Origin of the sequence: Amycolatopsis orientalis DSM 40040 = KCTC 9412, assembly GCF_000478275.1 — a bacterium.
Lineage (GTDB): Bacteria > Actinomycetota > Actinomycetes > Mycobacteriales > Pseudonocardiaceae > Amycolatopsis > Amycolatopsis orientalis.
In genome coordinates this window covers 24,343-40,016 of the sequence record NZ_ASJB01000097.1, presented here as the reverse complement: position 1 = coordinate 40,016, position 15,674 = coordinate 24,343, and the positions used below count along the sequence as shown (strand labels likewise).

Annotated in this window: 16 protein-coding genes; 5 read left to right on the top strand and 11 right to left on the bottom strand. The window is 70.5% G+C overall.

Annotated elements, in window-relative coordinates; translation table 11 throughout:
- Positions 1 to 10 precede the first annotated feature (10 nt).
- Genes L324_RS38830 through uvrC form a run of 3 tightly spaced genes read right to left on the bottom strand, consistent with a single transcriptional unit; the run spans position 11 to position 3,838 of the window.
- Positions 11 to 988 (bottom strand): gluconeogenesis factor YvcK family protein, encoded by a 978-nt coding sequence (locus tag L324_RS38830; RefSeq protein ID WP_037320895.1) that lies wholly within the window; start codon positions 986 to 988, stop codon positions 11 to 13.
- Positions 975 to 1,832, bottom strand: a complete 858-nt coding sequence (gene rapZ, locus L324_RS38825; RefSeq protein WP_034311885.1) for an RNase adapter RapZ — start codon at positions 1,830 to 1,832, stop codon at positions 975 to 977. Before rapZ ends, L324_RS38830 begins: the two co-directional genes overlap by 14 nt.
- A 50-nt stretch (positions 1,833 to 1,882) precedes the next feature.
- On the bottom strand, positions 1,883 to 3,838 hold the full coding sequence (gene uvrC / locus L324_RS38820; protein ID WP_081736610.1) for an excinuclease ABC subunit UvrC: 1,956 nt from the start codon (positions 3,836 to 3,838) through the stop codon (positions 1,883 to 1,885).
- Positions 3,839 to 4,088: 250 nt separating this feature from the next.
- Here uvrC and L324_RS38815 point away from each other — a divergent pair, with 250 nt between their 5' ends.
- Entirely contained in the window at positions 4,089 to 4,826 is a 738-nt protein-coding gene (locus L324_RS38815) for a S1 family peptidase (protein WP_037320891.1), read from the top strand.
- Between the two features lie 93 nt (positions 4,827 to 4,919).
- Positions 4,920 to 5,699 (top strand): exodeoxyribonuclease III, encoded by a 780-nt coding sequence (locus L324_RS38810; RefSeq protein WP_037320889.1) that lies wholly within the window; start codon positions 4,920 to 4,922, stop codon positions 5,697 to 5,699.
- Positions 5,700 to 5,767: 68 nt separating this feature from the next.
- On the opposite strand, the gene L324_RS38805 is transcribed toward L324_RS38810, so the two are convergent.
- The 5 genes from L324_RS38805 to rpe all read right to left on the bottom strand — a co-directional run bounded on the left by L324_RS38805 (position 5,768) and on the right by rpe (position 9,464).
- Complete coding sequence (locus tag L324_RS38805; protein WP_037321162.1) at positions 5,768 to 6,211, bottom strand: PH domain-containing protein; 444 nt, start codon at positions 6,209 to 6,211, stop codon at positions 5,768 to 5,770.
- A 17-nt stretch (positions 6,212 to 6,228) separates the two neighbouring features.
- Complete coding sequence (gene ribH / locus L324_RS38800) at positions 6,229 to 6,735, bottom strand: 6,7-dimethyl-8-ribityllumazine synthase (RefSeq protein WP_034311710.1); 507 nt, start codon at positions 6,733 to 6,735, stop codon at positions 6,229 to 6,231.
- Positions 6,732 to 8,006 carry a bifunctional 3,4-dihydroxy-2-butanone-4-phosphate synthase/GTP cyclohydrolase II gene (locus tag L324_RS38795; protein ID WP_173426455.1) on the bottom strand — a complete coding sequence of 425 codons (1,275 nt, stop codon included), beginning with the start codon at positions 8,004 to 8,006 and terminating at the stop codon, positions 6,732 to 6,734. The genes ribH and L324_RS38795 overlap by 4 nt, the downstream gene beginning before the upstream one ends.
- Positions 8,007 to 8,059: 53 nt before the next feature.
- Positions 8,060 to 8,683, bottom strand: a complete 624-nt coding sequence (locus tag L324_RS38790; RefSeq protein WP_037320883.1) for a riboflavin synthase — start codon at positions 8,681 to 8,683, stop codon at positions 8,060 to 8,062.
- 112 nt (positions 8,684 to 8,795) lie between these two features.
- Complete coding sequence (gene rpe / locus L324_RS38785; RefSeq protein WP_037320880.1) at positions 8,796 to 9,464, bottom strand: ribulose-phosphate 3-epimerase; 669 nt, start codon at positions 9,462 to 9,464, stop codon at positions 8,796 to 8,798.
- Positions 9,465 to 9,610: 146 nt separating this feature from the next.
- On the opposite strand from rpe, the gene L324_RS38780 reads away from it, so the two are divergent.
- The 3 genes from L324_RS38780 to L324_RS38770 all read left to right on the top strand — a co-directional run bounded on the left by L324_RS38780 (position 9,611) and on the right by L324_RS38770 (position 12,717).
- A complete protein-coding gene (locus L324_RS38780) occupies positions 9,611 to 10,846 on the top strand; it encodes a sensor histidine kinase (RefSeq protein ID WP_037320877.1) in 1,236 nt (411 codons plus the stop codon).
- Entirely contained in the window at positions 10,843 to 11,502 is a 660-nt protein-coding gene (locus tag L324_RS38775) for a response regulator transcription factor (RefSeq protein WP_037320875.1), read from the top strand. The genes L324_RS38780 and L324_RS38775 overlap by 4 nt, the downstream gene beginning before the upstream one ends.
- Positions 11,503 to 11,592: 90 nt before the next feature.
- Positions 11,593 to 12,717: a serine hydrolase domain-containing protein gene (locus tag L324_RS38770; RefSeq protein WP_037320873.1), complete on the top strand. Its 1,125-nt coding sequence runs from the start codon at positions 11,593 to 11,595 to the stop codon at positions 12,715 to 12,717.
- Here the strand turns inward: L324_RS38770 and L324_RS38765 are convergent.
- Genes L324_RS38765 through fmt form a run of 3 tightly spaced genes read right to left on the bottom strand, consistent with a single transcriptional unit; the run spans position 12,714 to position 15,579 of the window.
- Complete coding sequence (locus L324_RS38765; protein WP_037320871.1) at positions 12,714 to 13,220, bottom strand: flavoprotein; 507 nt, start codon at positions 13,218 to 13,220, stop codon at positions 12,714 to 12,716. The two genes, L324_RS38770 and L324_RS38765, sit on opposite strands and share 4 nt — an antisense overlap.
- The gene (locus L324_RS38760) at positions 13,217 to 14,656 is read right to left on the bottom strand and encodes an RsmB/NOP family class I SAM-dependent RNA methyltransferase (RefSeq protein ID WP_081736609.1); all 1,440 of its coding nucleotides are present in this window, start codon (positions 14,654 to 14,656) and stop codon (positions 13,217 to 13,219) included. The genes L324_RS38765 and L324_RS38760 overlap by 4 nt, the downstream gene beginning before the upstream one ends.
- Positions 14,653 to 15,579: a methionyl-tRNA formyltransferase gene (fmt, locus tag L324_RS38755; RefSeq protein WP_037320869.1), complete on the bottom strand. Its 927-nt coding sequence runs from the start codon at positions 15,577 to 15,579 to the stop codon at positions 14,653 to 14,655. Before fmt ends, L324_RS38760 begins: the two co-directional genes overlap by 4 nt.
- Between the last annotated feature and the right edge of the window lie 95 nt (positions 15,580 to 15,674).

Below are 15,674 nucleotides of genomic sequence, written 5' to 3'. Positions count from 1 at the left end.
CTCCATACCTTCAGCTCCTCCCCCGGTGAGACTCCAGAGCGTCTCGCATACAGCCCGCGAGCGCATCAGGATCATGCCGCCCCGTCACGACCGGGTCAGCCACCGCCCCCAGCAACGCCCGCGCGCCGAGTCTTCCGGCCGCGTCCCGCAAGCGGGCTGGTGAGGGCACCGAGTCCCGGTCCGCGATGACGGCGTCCACCCGCAATTCCGGGGCGTGCTCGAAGAGTACGTCCAGATGCTTCTCCGGGGAGAAACCCGCCGTCTCCCCCGGTTGGGGGATCAGATTGAGGATGACGACCTTCGTGGCCTTCGTCCGGACCAGCGCGTCGTGCAGGTCCGGCACCAGCAGATGCGGGAGCACACTGGTGAACCACGACCCGGGGCCGAGGAACACCACGTCCGCGCCGAGCACCGCTTCGATCGCTTCCGTGCAGCCTCGCGGCGGCCGGTCGGCCTGCGCGGTCGGATGCAGGCTGATCCGGTGCACCTGTCCGGGGGTGGTCGCCACCGCCACCTGACCGCGGATCCGCCTGAGCGCCTCGGGGTTCTCCGCGTCCAGACCCGAAACCTCACCTTGGATTTCCAGCGGTTCGGGTGACATCGGGAGGACGCGGCCGGAGATGCCCATGAGCCTGCTCGCCTCGTCGAGGGCGGCGACCGGATCGCCGAGCACCTCGAACAGCCCGGCCAGCAACAGGTTCCCGACCGCGTGCCCGGCGAGCGCGCCGTCACCACCGAAGCGGTGCTGGAACACCTCCGCCCACAAGGTCCCGCCGTCTTCGGCGGCGAACGCGGCGAAGGCCTGCCGCAGGTCACCCGGCGGCAGCAGGCCGAGTTCCCGGCGCAGCCTGCCGGACGAGCCCCCGTCGTCGGCGACGGTGACCACGGCGGTGACCTGCGAGGTCACCCGGCGCAACGCGGTGAGGGTGGCGTGCAGGCCGTGCCCGCCACCCAGTGCCACCGCGCGCGGTGCGCTACTCGCGGCCAAGGTCGCGGTGCACCACCTTCACGGCCATACCGTCCTCATTGGACAGACGCTGGGCGAGTTCCTCGGAAATGGCCACGCTGCGGTGCTTTCCGCCCGTGCAGCCGACGGCCAGCGTCAGGTACCGCTTGCCCTCGCGCTTGTAGCCCGCGCCGATCAGGCGCAGCAGCTGGTGGTAGCGGTCCAGGAACTCGTCCGCGCCTTCCTGGCTGAGCACGTAGTTGCGGACCTCGCCCTCGAGGCCGGTGTGGTCGCGCAGTTCGGGGATCCAGAAGGGGTTCGGCAGGAACCGGACGTCCATCACCAGGTCCGCGTCCATCGGCAGGCCGTACTTGTAGCCGAAGGACAGCACGGTGACGCGGGTCTGCGTACTGGCCTCGGAGCCGAACGCGTCCTCGATCTTGGCGCGCAGGTCGTGCACCGAAAGCGACGACGTGTCGAGGACGAGGTCGGCCTCTTCCCGCAGCGGCTCCAGCAGCGTGCGCTCGGCGGTGATGCCGTCGGCGAGCCTGCCGTCGCCCTGCATCGGGTGCCCGCGGCGGACGGCCTCGAACCGGCGCACCAGCACCGCGTCGGTGGCCTCCAGGAACAGCACGCGGGGCTTGTAGCCGCGGGCGTCGAGGTCCTTGATGACCGACGCCAGGTCATCGGTGAACGCGCGGGACCGCACGTCCATCACGACGGCCACCTTGGTGATCGCGCCCCGCGCCTGCGCGCCGAGTTCGACCATGGTGGCGATCAGCTCGGGCGGCAGGTTGTCCACCACGAACCAGCCCAGGTCCTCCAGGCATTTCGCCGCGGTACTGCGGCCCGCCCCGGACAGCCCGGAAACGACCGCGACCTCCATGCCGGAACCGCGGCCTTCTTCTTGCGCACTCACGATGGTCCTTTCCCCGATCACGTCGTACCGGACTCCCCCGTCGTCACGGGCTCCCCTGCGAGCGCCGCGACGACCGCTTCCGCGGTGCGCCTGCCGAAGCCGGGCACCGCCTCGATCTCCTCGATCCTTGCTTCGCGGAGTTTCTTCACCGAGCCGAAATGCTTGATCAGCGCGGTACGACGAGCCTGCCCCAGTCCCGGCACACCGTCCAATGCGGACACCTGCATCCGCTTGGACCGCTTCTCCCGGTGGTACCGGATGGCGAAGCGGTGTGCCTCGTCGCGCAGCCGCTGCAGCAGGTACAGCGCGTCGGAGGTACGCGGCAGGATCACCGGATCGGGGTCGCCGGGCAGCCACACCTCTTCCAGCCGCTTCGCCAGGCCGATCACGGCGATGTCGGTGACGCCCAGTTCGGAAAGGACGTCCGCGGCCGCGGTGGCCTGCGGCCCCGCGCCGTCGACGACGAGCAGGTTCGGCGCGTAGGCGAACTTGCGCGGTTTGCCGGTCTCCGGATCGATGCCCGGCCGGTCCGGATCGACCGCACCTTCGGCGTTCTCCTTGAGGTAGCGGTAAAAGCGGCGGCGGACGACCTCGGCGATCGACGCGACGTCGCCTTCCTCCGCGGCCTCGCGCAGGGCGAACCGCCGGTACTCGGACTTACGCGGGATGCCGTCCTCGAACACCACGAGCGACGCGACCACGTCACTGCCCTGGATATGGCTGATGTCGACGCATTCGATGCGCAGCGGCGCCGTCTCCAGCGCCAGGTAGTCCTGCAGTTCCGCGAGCGCGGCCGACCGCGCGGTGAGGTCACCGGCCCGGCGCAGTTTGTGCTGGGTGAACGCCTCGCCCGCGTTGCGGGTCACCGTCTCCGCCAGCGCGCGTTTGTCGCCGCGCTGCGGCACCCGCAGGCTCACCCGCGAACCACGCAGCCCGGAAAGCCATTCGCCGAGCGCTTCGGCGTCGGCGGGGAGTTCGGGGACGAGCACCTCGCGCGGCACCGGCGGGCCTCCGTCGGGATCGTCGGCGCGTTCGGCCTGTTCGCCGTAGAACTGCGTGAGGAAGTGGTCGACGAGGTCCTTGACGTCCATCTCCTCGGCCTTGTCGATCACCCAGCCACGCTGGCCGCGGACACGGCCGCCGCGCACGTGGAAGACCTGGACCGCGGCCTCGAGTTCGTCGTGGGCGAAGGCGACGACGTCGGCGTCCGTGCCGTCGCCGAGCACGACGGCCTGCTTCTCCATCGCCCGCCGCAGCGCGCCGAGGTCGTCACGCAGCCGGGCCGCGCGCTCGAACTCCAGCTCTTCGGACGCGGCCGCCATTTCCTGTTCCAGGCGGCGGATCATCGCGTCGGTGCGGCCGGCAAGAAAATCACAGAAGTCGCTGACAATCTCCCGGTGTTCGTCAGCGGACACCTTCCCGACGCACGGCGCGGAGCATTTGCCGATGTAGCCGAGCAGACAGGGCCTGCCGATCTGGCCGTGCCGTTTGAAGACCCCGGCCGAGCAGGTGCGCGCCGGGAAGACCCGGAGCAGCAGATCGAGGGTCTCGCGGATCGCCCAAGCGTGCGCGTACGGCCCGAAGTACCGGACGCCCTTCTTGCGCGCGCCGCGGTAGACGTGCAGGCGCGGGAACTCCTCGTTCATCGTGACGGCGAGGACCGGATAGCTCTTGTCGTCGCGGTAGCGGACGTTGAACCGCGGGTCGAACTCCTTGATCCAGTTGTACTCCAGCTGGAGCGCCTCGACCTCGGTGCTCACCACGGTCCACTCGACGCTCGCCGCCGTCGTCACCATCTGGCGCGTGCGCGGGTGCAGGCCGGTGATGTCGGCGAAGTAGGAGTTCAGCCTGCTGCGGAGGCTTTTCGCCTTGCCGACATAGATGACCCTCTTCGTGGCGTCACGGAATTTGTACACGCCGGGGGCGTCCGGGATGCTCCCCGGCGAGGGACGGTAGGTGGTCGGGTCAGCCACGTCGCCAAGCCTATGGGGCACCACCGACAGTCTTACGAGGCCCCGTCCTTACGCGCGGTCCAGTCAACCCTTCGAGTGGCCATTCCCACCATCCGGTCCGTCTTTCACTACGTATACCGACCTAAGTCGGGTCTTCTGCCGTAACCGACCTTCGTTGGTTCCTAGCGGGTGAATCAGTTGATTACTTTCCGTCCCAGTTCCACTTCACTCGGTTCTTCGTCCTCATGACGCTCGAAAGGACTCCTGCACCGTGAGCCGTCTTCGCACACTGGGCGCCGCCACCCTCGCCGCCGCAGCCCTCACCATGACCGCCGGCGCGGTCGCCTCCGCGGGCACCCCGACCGGGGTCCAGCCCAACATCGTGGGCGGCGGCACCGCCCCCACCGTGAGCTGGGGCGCCCAGGTCTACGTCAACACCCCGGGCCGTCAGTGGGACGGCTTCAACTGCTCCGGCAGCGTCATCGCCCAGCGCTGGGTGCTGACCGCCAAGCACTGCCTCGACTCCGACGGCACCGGCATGCGGGTCCGCGTCGGCAGCAACCAGCTGCAGGGCGGCCGCGAGATCGCCGTGGACCGCAAGGTGTCCTCGCCCGCCGGCTCCGACATCTCGCTGCTGCACCTGGCCGCCGACGCCGGTGTCACGCCGATCGCGCTGGCCAGCTCGAACCCGTCGGTCGGCAGCACGAACCAGCTCTACGGCTGGGGCCGTGAGACCCCGACCGGCCCGCCCGCCTCGGCGCTGAAGGTGGCCAACGTCCGCGTCACCGGCAGCTCGACCGACGCCTACGGCGGCCCGGCCATCCAGAGCGTCGGCATCGACGGTTCGGCATGGAAGGGCGACTCGGGCGGCCCCCAGGTCTCCAACGGTGTCCAGGTCGGCGTCGCCTCGACGGTCCAGAACCAGAGCGGCTCGAACATCCGCGGCACCAACAACTACGGCAGCGTCGCTTCGGCCCGCTCCTGGATCCGCACGACCACCGGGGTCTGACCTCAACCCCGGTGGGGCCCCTCCGAGACGCGACCCGTCTCGGAGGGGCCCTTTCGCGTGAGCGTGTCGGTGCGGTGTGGGACGCTCGCGGGCATGCGGATCGCGACGTGGAACGTGAACTCGATCGGGCCCCGGCTGCCGAGGGTGCTGGACTGGCTCGGCTCGGTACGGCCGGACGTACTGTGCCTGCAGGAACTCAAATCCGGCACCGACGCGTTCCCGGTCGACGCCGTGCGGGAACTGGGCTACGAGACGGCCGCGTACGGCATCGGGCGCTGGAACGGCGTGGCCATCCTGTCCCGCGTCGGACTGGAAGACGTCACGCGCGGGCTGACCGGCGAGCCCACCTTCGAGGACAAGACCGACGCACGGGCCATCGGCGCCACCTGCGGCGGGCTGCGCCTGTGGTCGGTGTACGTGCCGAACGGGCGGGAGCTGGAAAACCCGCACTACGAGTACAAACTGACCTGGCTCTCGGCGCTGGAGGCCACGGTGCGCGAGGAGCAGGCGCGCGGGCTGCCGTTCGCCGTCCTCGGCGACTTCAACATCGCGCCGACCGACGCGGACGTCTGGGACATCGGCGTGTTCGCCGGTTCGACGCACGTGACCGAGCCGGAACGGAAGGCGCTCGCGGCGCTGCGGGACCTCGGGCTGTCCGACGTGTTCCCCCGGCCGCTGAAGTACGACCACCCGTTCACCTACTGGGACTACCGGGCCGGGAACTTCCCGAACAACAAGGGAATGCGGATCGACCTCGTGTACGCCGACGCCACGGTGGCGGCCGCGGTGACCGATTCCTATGTGGACCGTGAGGCGCGGAAGGGGAAGGGTCCGTCGGACCACGCGCCGATCGTGGTGGACCTGGAGCTTTGAGGCGTGCGTTCTCGTGAGTGGTAATGACGGTTAGAACCGTCATTACCACTCACGAGACCGGAAGGCCGTCAGCCGTTCCAGGCCGCCTTGTGCAGCCGCCGCAGCGCCCGCACCGCGGTCACCGCCCGTTCCCGGTCGACGGCCTGCACGGCCATGACCGAGTAGTACTCGTCGTCCGGCAGTTCCAGCCGCGCCCACGAGGCGCCGTCGGGGAAACTCACCGAAAGCACCTCGCTCCACGCGAACCGCTTGGTCATCAGCACGTTCCGGACCTCGATGCCGTCGGCGTCGGCCTTCACGCGCGCGGTCGCGAACAGCATCGTCCCGGCCGCGAGCAGGATGCCGATGCCGATCATCGCCGCCTGGTCGGACGGCTGGAAGATCACGCCGGTGTCCGAGCCGCGCAGCAGCACCGCGACGACCACGAACGTCGCCAGCAGGATCACCGCCAGCACCGAGCACATCACCAGGGCACGACGGGGCCGCACCACCACGACCTCGGACTCTGTCATCACATCCGCCTCGACGCTCACACGAAGCCCCGCTCGGTCCACGGCTGGCGCAGGTTGCGCAGCGCGTGCGCGGCGTCCAGAGCGGCGACGGTCGCTTCGTAGCCCTTGTCTTCGACGGAGCCCGGCAGGCCGGAGCGGTCGAGGGCCTGCTGTTCGGTGTCGCAGGTGAGCACGCCGTTGCCGACCGGGGTGCTCTCGTCGAGCGCCACCCTGGTCAGGCCCGCGGTGACCGCGTCGCAGACGTATTCGAAATGCGGTGTCCCACCCCGGATGACCACGCCCAGCGCGACGACGGCGTCATGCGTACGGGCCAGCGCCTGCGCGGCGACGGGGAGTTCGACGGCGCCCGCGACGCGGACCACGGTCGGCTCTTCCTCCAGGTCGGCGGCCTTGGCCGCCTCCAGCGCGCGTTCCAGCAGGGCGCTCGTGATCTTCGTGTGCCAGCGCGTGGCCACGATCCCGAGGCGGATGTTCTTACAGTCGGACAGGTCGAGTTCGACGTCCGGACGGCCCTCGCCGCTCACCGCGTGCCACCTCCGTTGCCCTGGTCGACCTCGGCGCCGACCTGGTCGAAATGCTCCAGCTGGGACAGGTCGTGCCCCATCCGGTCCCGCTTGGTCTTGAGGTAGCGCAGGTTCTCCGGGTTCGGCGAGATCGGCAGCGACACCCGGCCGCTGACCCGCAGGCCGTAGCCCTCCAGCCCGACGCGTTTGGCCGGGTTGTTCGTCAGCAGCCGCATCGAGCTGACACCCAGATCGCACAGGATCTGCGCGCCGGTGCCGTAGTCCCGCGCGTCGGCGGGGACGCCGAGCTGCAGGTTCGCGTCGACGGTGTCCGCACCGGCGTCCTGGAGCTGGTAGGCCTGCAGCTTGTGCAGCAGCCCGATCCCCCGGCCCTCGTGGCCGCGGATGTAGAGCACGACTCCGCGGCCTTCCTTGGCCACCGCCTCCAGGGCCGCCTCCAGCTGCGGGCCGCAGTCGCAGCGCAGCGAGCCGAAGACGTCGCCGGTGAGGCATTCGGAGTGCACGCGGACCAGGATGTCCTCGCCGTCGCCGATCTCGCCGTAGACGAAGGCGATGTGCTCGATGCCGTCGAGCAGGCTGTCGTAGCCGACCGCGCGGAAGGTGCCGGCCGCCAGCGGGATACGCGCCTCGGCGACCCGTTCGACCTGCTTCTCCGTCCGGCGCCGGTAGGCGATCAGATCGGCGATGGTGATCATCTTCAGGTCGTGGTCCGCGGCGAAGACCTCGAGCTCGTCGCGGCGGGCCATGTCGCCTTCGTCCTTTTGCGACACGATCTCGCAGAGCACGCCGGACGGCGAGAGCCCGGCGAGCCGGGCCAGGTCGACGGCGGCTTCGGTGTGCCCTGGCCGCCGCAGGACGCCGCCCTGCTTCGCGCGCAGCGGGACCACGTGGCCGGGGCGCCGGAAGTCCGACGCCTTGGACGCCGGGTCGGCGAGCAGCCGGATGGTGTGCGACCGGTCGGCCGCGGAGATGCCGGTGGTGATGCCCTCGGCGGCGTCGACCGTGACGCTGTACGCGGTGCCGCGCTGGTCCTGGTTCGTGTGGTACATCGGGGGCAGATCGAGCCTGTCCGCCTCGGCCTCGGTCAGCGCCACGCAGACGTAACCCGAGGTGTAGCGCACCATGAAGGCCATCAGTTCCGGCGTGGCCTTCTCCGCCGCGAAGATCAGGTCGCCCTCGTTCTCGCGGTCTTCGTCGTCCACCACGACGACCGGACGGCCCGCCTTGATATCGGCGATCGCCGCCTCGATGGCTTCGGCGTTCACAGCCACCCCGCCTCCACAGGGGGTCAGATCCGCCGACCCCGGAATCGCACTCGTTTCGGTCACGCCCGCTCCTCCGCGCCACCATTGTCCCCCTGCGTGCGCAGGTGCGGCATGGCCAGCTTCTCGACGTACTTGGCGACCACGTCGACCTCGAGGTTGACCAGGTCACCCGGCTGATTACGGCCGAGGGTGGTCAGTTCGAGCGTGGTCGGGATCAGGGCGACGGAGAACTCCTCGTCGGTCACCGAGGCGACCGTGAGGGAGACGCCGTCGACCGCGATCGACCCCTTTTCGACCACGTACCGTGACAGTTTCCCCGGGAGGGCGAAGGTGGTGAGCCCTTGCTCGTCCCGCTTGAGGTAGACGCCGGTGCCGTCCACGTGGCCCTGCATGATGTGCCCGCCGAGCCTGCCGCCCGCCGGCGTCGCGCGTTCCAGGTTCACGACGTCGCCGACGTTCACCTTCGCGAGGCTGGAGCGCTGCAGGGTTTCGTGCACGACGTCGACGGTAAACTCACCGCCCGCCACCGCGACCACGGTGAGGCACACGCCACTCACCGCGATGGAGTCGCCGTGCCCGGCGTCGCTGGTCACCAGCGGCCCTCGCACGGTCAGCCGCGCGGCGTTCGGTACCTGCTCGACCGCGGTGACCTCGCCGAGTTCCTCGACAATGCCGGTGAACACTCCTGCTGCCCTCCTCCTGGTCGCACCGTCGCTGGAAACGATGCTCCCTTCATCCAACACCCACCGGTGCCGATTCCTTCTCCTGACCCGAGCACGGGCCGGGACCCGGGAATCAGCCGCGGACGCGGGCGGCCTGCTCACGCAGCGCCGCGACCGCCTTACCAGGGTCTTCGGCGCCGTAGACGGCGGAACCGGCGACGAAGCAGTCCACCCCGGCCTCGGCGGCCTGCTCGATCGTGTCGGCGTTGATCCCGCCGTCGATCTCGACGACGAGCTTGAGGTGACCGGTGTCGACCAGGCGCCGCGCGGTGCGCACCTTCTCCAGGACGTCGGCGATGAACGACTGGCCGCCGAAGCCGGGCTCGACCGACATCACCAGCAGCGTGTCGTAGTGCTTGAGGGTCTCGAGGTGGTCTTCGAGCGGGGTGTTCGGCTTGATCGACAGGCCGGCCTTCGCCCCGGCGGCGCGGAGGTTCTTCGCCAGCGCGACAGGGTCATGCGCCGCCTCGACGTGCACGGTGACGTTGTAGGCACCGGCCTCGGCGTACCCGATGGCCCATTTGTCGGGGTTCTCGATCATCAGGTGGCAGTCGATCGGCACGTCGGTGGCCTTGAGCAGTGACTTCACCACGGGCAGGCCGAGGGTCAGGTTCGGCACGAAGTGCGCGTCCATGACGTCGACGTGGACCCAGTCCGCGCGGGTGTCCCCCTCGCCCGCGACGGCGCGGATCTCTTCGCCGAGCCGGGCGAAGTCCGCGGAGAGGATGCTGGGTGCGATCAAAGGTCGGTGAGCCACGCGCCCGAGTGTAGGAGGCCGCCGCTAACGGCCGCTAACCGGCTGTGACCGGTGTGGGTGGCCTTGAGGATGACGTGAAATGGCCCCGGAGTGGGAGGTGCGCGCACCCGCCGCCGAATAGCGTTCCGGTCATGGTCAACCCTTTCAAGCCCCTGGTGCGGATCGGAAGTTACCGCAGCGTGCCGTTCGGCCTCCTCGGTATGGCGATGACGGCGCTGCCGTTCCCGTTCGCGCTCATCCCCGCCGTCCTCATCCCGGGCGACGTGACACTGAGACTGCTCTACGGGGTCCTCGCGATGGGCCTGCTGGTCGCTCTCGCCGGACTTCCCGGCCCGATGCGGAAGGTCGGCGTGTGGTTCGCCAACCAGATGCTGGGCACCCGGATCGCCCAGCCTCCGCCGCACGCGAAGGTCGCCTGGGCGGAGCGGCGGCGTTCGGCGGCCTGGCTGGTCGTGCACACCGGGCTCAGCTGGGTGCTGTTCGGCATCGGCGGCTTCCTGATGATCGGCTTCGTGTTCGCCCTGGTCTGGGCGGGAGGCGGTGGCAGCCCCATCGAGTTCTTCGGTGAGCGGGTGACGGTCGAACCCGGGACGGCCGGGCTGTGGACGCTGCCGATCGCGCTGCTGACGCTGGTCGCGATCGCGTATGTCCTCGCCGGCTTCACCAAGCTCTTCCAGTACAGCGCGGTCGCGCTGCTGGGGCCGTCGGCCGCCGAACGCGTCGCCGCCGCCGAGGTCCGGGCGAACCATTTCGCCCAGCGCAACCGCCTGGCCCGCGAACTGCACGACTCCATCGGGCACACGCTGACGACGTCGACCATCCAGGCCGCCGCGGCCGCCGAGCTGGTCGATTCCGAACCGCAGCTCGTGCGGCGGGCACTGGGCACCATCGAGGAGTCGTCGAGGATGGCGCTGGAGGACCTCGACCACGTCCTCGGCCTGCTGCGCGAAGACAACTCGTCCCGCGAACCCGAACGACGGCTCGTCGAGGCCGCGACACTGGCCGAACGGGCGCGTTCCGGCGGCGCGGTGATCGACTACGAACTGACCGGCCCCGCCGCCGAACTGCCCGCGACGCTGTCCCGGGAGGCGTACCGGATCGTCCAAGAAGGACTGACGAACGCGTTGCGGCACGCCCATCCCGGCCCGGTGACCGTCCGCGTCGCGGTGCTCGCCGACGCGCTGCGGATCGAGATCGTGAACCCGCTCAAGGAGACCGTGGCCGCGTCCGGCCGCGGTGGCAACGGGCTGCCCGGTCTCACCGAACGGGTCGAGGCGCTGCGCGGCGAGCTCGTCGCGGGCCCGGCCGTCGACGGTGAGCCGCTGTGGCGGCTGGTGACCACCATCCCGCTACGGTCACGCTCATGACCTTGCGGGTACTGATCGTCGACGACGAACCCCTGCTGCGCGCCGGTCTCCGTTCGCTGCTGGACAACCAGCCCGACCTGACCGTCGTCGGCGAGGCGGGCGACGGCGGTGAGGTGGTGGACCTGGTGCGGCGGACGCGTCCCGACGTGGTTCTGATGGACGTCCGCATGCCCGGCGTGGACGGGATCGAGGCGACCCGGCGGGTGCTGGCCGAAGTGCCCGAACCACCGAAGATCCTCGTGATCACGACGTTCGACAACGACGACTACGTCTACGACGCGCTGCTCGCCGGGGCGAGCGGGTTCCTGCTGAAACGGGCCCGCAAGGAGGAGTTCGCGCACGCCATCCGGACCATCGCGGCCGGGGAGACCCTGCTGTTCCCCGACGCGATCCGGCGGATGGTCACCGCGCGCCCGGCGGCATCGGGCCTCGCGCCCCGGCCGTCGTCGCTGACGAAACGGGAGACCGAGGTGCTGCGGCTCATCGCCACCGGGATGTCCAATGTGGACATCGCGGCCGAGCTGGTCATCAGTCTCGAGACCGTCAAAACCCATGTGGGCAACATCTTCGGGAAACTGGGCGCGGCCAACCGCAGCCAGGCGGTGGTGTTCGCCTACGAGACCGGCATCGTCTCGCCGGGGCACAGCCTGCGCTGAGGCGGCGCCGGGAAGGTGGGGCAGGCCCCCGGTACGGCGTTGGGGGCTGCCCCATGGTCACCCGGCTTCGGCGTCCCTAATTTGGTGACCATGCGAAAATCCTTGCCAGGCAAGAAGATCATCGCCGTCAGCGCATTGGTCGCGCTGCTCGCCGCGACGACCGCCACCCCGGCTCTCGCCGTGACCAAGCCGCGGGACGAAGTCGACAAGGCGCTGAAAACGCTGGTGCGGGACGGTGTCCCCGGCGCGCAGGCGACCGTGACGAGCGCCTCCGGGCGGACGTGGTCGGAGCGCGAAGGCGCCGGGAACATCGAGACCGGGACGCCGTTCCCGCACGGCTCGAAGTTCCGGGCGGCCAGTGTCACCAAGACCTTCGTCGCCGTCGTGGTGCTGCAGCTGGTCGCCGAGGGGAAGGTGCGGCTGGACACGCCGATCGAGTCGTATCTGCCCGGTCTCGTGCGCGGGAACGGCAATGACGGCACGAAGATCACCGTGCGGCAGCTGCTCCAGCACACCAGCGGGCTCTACAACTACGTGCGCGATCTCGATATCGACGAATGGCGGCATCGCGGTGCGGAGCCCGGAGAGCTGGTGGCGATCGGTCTCGCGCATCCGCCGCTGTTCGCGCCCGGTACGAGCTGGTCGTACTCCAACACGAACTACGTCATCGCCGGAATGCTCATCGAGAAGCTCACCGGCCGCTCCGTCGCCGACGAGATCGACGGCAGGATCGTCCGGCCGCTGGGCTTGCGCGGCACCGCTCTGCCTTCGCGCGGTGACGAACGCCTGCCGTTCCCGCACGCCAGGGGGTACACGCCGCGAGGGACGGGTCTCGCCGACTTCACCGAATTCGACCCGTCGGCCGCCGGGGCCTCCGGCGGGCTCGTCTCGACCGGGGAAGACCTGAACCGCTTCTTCGGCGCGCTCGTCGACGGCCGGGTCCTGAAACGGGCGCAACTGGCGGAGATGCAGCGGACCATCCCGGCGCCCGTCGGCATCCCCGGCGCGGAGTACGGGCTCGGCATCGCGTCCGTCCCGCTGTCGTGCGGGGGCAGGTTCTGGGGACACGGCGGGAACATCGTCGGTTTCGCGAACCTGTCGGGCGCCGTCCCGCACGGCAGGCGGGTGAACGTCGTGGTCAACCAGGACCCGTTGCCGGACAAGGCATCGGACGATCTCGCCAAGGCACTGGACACGGGGTTCTGCGCCCGCTAGACCGCCGGGAGCAGGTCCAGCACGGACGTCCACGGTGCCTCGGGGGTGAGCCGGGCGGTGGTGACCCCGGCGGAGGCGAGCGTGTCGAGATGCCGTCGCCAGGCCGGGTGGTGCACCCGGGTGTCCTGGATCTGGTAGCCCAGCACGATCGTCACGCCGGGTGTGCCGAGGACGTCGCCGAGCAGGGTCAGCGCCTGGTTGTCGGCGATGCCCAGCGCCAGTTTCGCCACGGAGTTCGCGCTCGCGGGGGCGAACAGGAACACCGTGGGATCCGGATGCGGCCGGGGCTCGCCCGGCAGCCTGCCGGTGCTGCGGACCGGCAGATCGGTGACCTTCTCCAGGTCGTCGATCCCGCCGGTCGCCTCCAGCCAGCGGGCCGCGGTCGGGGTGAGCGTGATCGCGAGCTCCCAGCCGCGGTCCGCGGCCGGTCGCGCGAGCTGCGCGGCGAACCGGGTGTCCAGTCCGCCGCACGAGCTCGCGACCAGGCCGAGAACCCTGCTCACCCTGCGGAATCCGGCTTCCGCAGGACGGCGCAGAACATCGCGTCGGTGCCGTGCCGGTGCGGCCACAGCTGCACGTACGGACCGTCGCCGAGCTGCGGGACGCCGGGGAAGAACTCCCGCGCGTCGACGACCTCGACGCCGGCGCGGCGCGCCGTCTCCCCCACGACGCCTTCGGTCTCGGCCAGATGCGGCGAGCAGACGACGTAGGTGACGATGCCGCCGGGCCGGACCAGGTCCAGCGCCGCGGTGATCAGCTGGCCCTGCAGTTTCGTCAGATCCGAGATGTCGCTGGGCTGACGGCGCCAGCGCGACTCGGGACGGCGCCGCAGCGAACCGAGGCCACTGCACGGCGCGTCGACCAGGACGCGGTCGTAGCCCGGTTCGAGGCCGGTCTCGCGGCCGTCGGCGACGTGGATGGTCACCGGAAGCCCGCGGACGGCGTTCTCGATCAGCTTCGCGCGGTGCGGTGCCTTCTCGACGGCGTCGACGGTCGCGCCGCTGATCGACGCGAGCGCGCCCAGCAGCGCGGCTTTGCCGCCCGGTCCGGCGCACAGGTCCAGCCAGCGTTCGTCGGAGCCGGTGAGCGGCACCTTCGTGACGGCGACCGCGCACAGCTGGCTGCCCTCGTCCTGGACCGCGGCCAGCTTCTCCTTGACCGGCTCGACGTCGCCGGGATCGCCGGAGCCCGCGGGCATCCGGACGCCGTACGGCGAGTACGGGGCGACGTCGCCGCCGGTGATGGCGGCCAGCTCGTCGGCGCTGATCTCGCCGGGGCGGGCGACCAGGTGCACGTCCGGCCGCTTGTCGTCGGCCTCCAGGGCCGCCTTCAGTTCGGCTCCCTTGTCCCCCAGCGCCTCCGCGAAGGACCGCGCGACCCAGCGCGGATGCGCCGTCCGCAGCGCGTACGCGCCGATCGGGTCGACGGCCTCGTCCGGCGCGAGTTCGTCGAGCCAGGTCTGTTCGTCCTTTTCGGACACCGAACGCAGCACGGCGTTGACGAAACCCGCGATCCAGGAACCGACTTCCGCGCGGACGAGGTCCACAGTGGACCCGACGGCGGCGTGCTCGGGGATACGGGTGCGCAGCAGCTGGTACGCGCCGAGCCGCAGCCCGTCCAGCACCAGCGCGTCCACCTTGTCCAGCGACCGGTCCACCAGGCAGGCCCCGATGACGGCGTCCAGCATGCCGATCGCCCGGGAGGTCCCGTAGGTCAGTTCGGTGGCCAGCGCCGCGTCCCGGCCGGTGATCCGGCGGTTGCGCAGCAGCTCCGGCAGCACCAAGTTCGCGTACGCGTCCTTTTCCCGTACCGCGCGCAGGACGTCGAACGCGACCTGCCGGGCCGGATCGACCTGCGGCGGGCGGCTGGGCCCCTCTTTACGCGGGCCGGGACGGCCACGCTCCGGCCTCGACGGCCGGCGTTCCCTACGCTCGTTCACTGCAGGCGCTCTCCTTGTTCGATCCTCGTACCGCGCGCCCAGTCGGTGGCCGCCATCCGCTTCTTGCCCTGCGCCTGCACTTCGCCCAGCCGCACCGGTTTCGACGCCGTGCCGACCAGGACCCGCTTGCGTTCCACGACCAGCTCGCCCGGCGGGGGCCCCGGCTCGTCGACGACCGTCACCGGGCCGAGCTTCAGCCGCTCGCCCCGGAACTCCGCCCACGCGCCCGGTTCCGGGCTGACCGCGCGGATCTGCCTGTCGACCGCGGTGGCCGGGTCGGCGAACGACACCCGCGCGTCCTCGACGGTCACCTTGGGCGCGTAGCTCACGCCGTCGCCGGTCTGCCCGACCGCGCGCAGCGTGCCGTCGGCGATACCGTCCATCGTGGACACGAGCAGCTTCGCCCCGGACTCCGCCAGCCTGCCGAGCAGTTGCCCGGCGGTGTCGGTGACCGCGATCTGCTCGGTGATCACGCCGTAGACCGGGCCCGCGTCGAGCTCCTTGACGATCCGGAACGTCGAGGCGCCGGTGATCTCGTCCCCGGCGCGGATCGCGGCCTGGACCGGCGCGGCGCCGCGCCACGCGGGCAGCAGCGAGAAGTGCAGGTTGACCCAGCCGTGCTTCGGGATGTCCAGCGCGGCCTGGGGCAGCAACGCCCCGTACGCGACGACGGGGCACGCGTCGGGGGCGATCTCCGCGAGCCGGGCGAGGAACGCGGGGTCACTCGCCTTCGGCGGGGTCAGCACCTCGATCCCGTGCTCGTCGGCCAGCGCGCCGATCGGGGACCGGACGACCCGGCGGCCTCGGCCTGCCTGCGCGTCCGGACGGGTCACGACGGCGACGACCTCATGCCGTTCGGACGCGAGGAGCGCGCGCAACGACGGGACGGCGGGTTCGGGGGTGCCGGCGAAGACGAGGCGCATCAACGCACCTCCGCCGGGGGGACGGGTACCTCTGACTGGGCGAACATCGCCGCTCAGTCTAGAAGGGCCCCACGCCCCCGGCGCGCTCGCTCTCC

Excerpts from the sequence above, each read along its gene's own strand:
- rapZ (WP_034311885.1), bottom strand. The coding sequence starts at position 1,832 with ATGGAGGTCGCGGTCGTTTCCGGGCTGTCCGGGGCGGGCCGCAGTACC.
- L324_RS38810 (WP_037320889.1), top strand. The coding sequence starts at position 4,920 with ATGCGGATCGCGACGTGGAACGTGAACTCGATCGGGCCCCGGCTGCCG.
- L324_RS38805 (WP_037321162.1), bottom strand. The coding sequence starts at position 6,211 with ATGACAGAGTCCGAGGTCGTGGTGGTGCGGCCCCGTCGTGCCCTGGTG.
- L324_RS38780 (WP_037320877.1), top strand. The coding sequence starts at position 9,611 with ATGGTCAACCCTTTCAAGCCCCTGGTGCGGATCGGAAGTTACCGCAGC.
- L324_RS38775 (WP_037320875.1), top strand. The coding sequence starts at position 10,843 with ATGACCTTGCGGGTACTGATCGTCGACGACGAACCCCTGCTGCGCGCC.
- L324_RS38770 (WP_037320873.1), top strand. The coding sequence starts at position 11,593 with ATGCGAAAATCCTTGCCAGGCAAGAAGATCATCGCCGTCAGCGCATTG.
- fmt (WP_037320869.1), bottom strand. The coding sequence starts at position 15,579 with ATGCGCCTCGTCTTCGCCGGCACCCCCGAACCCGCCGTCCCGTCGTTG.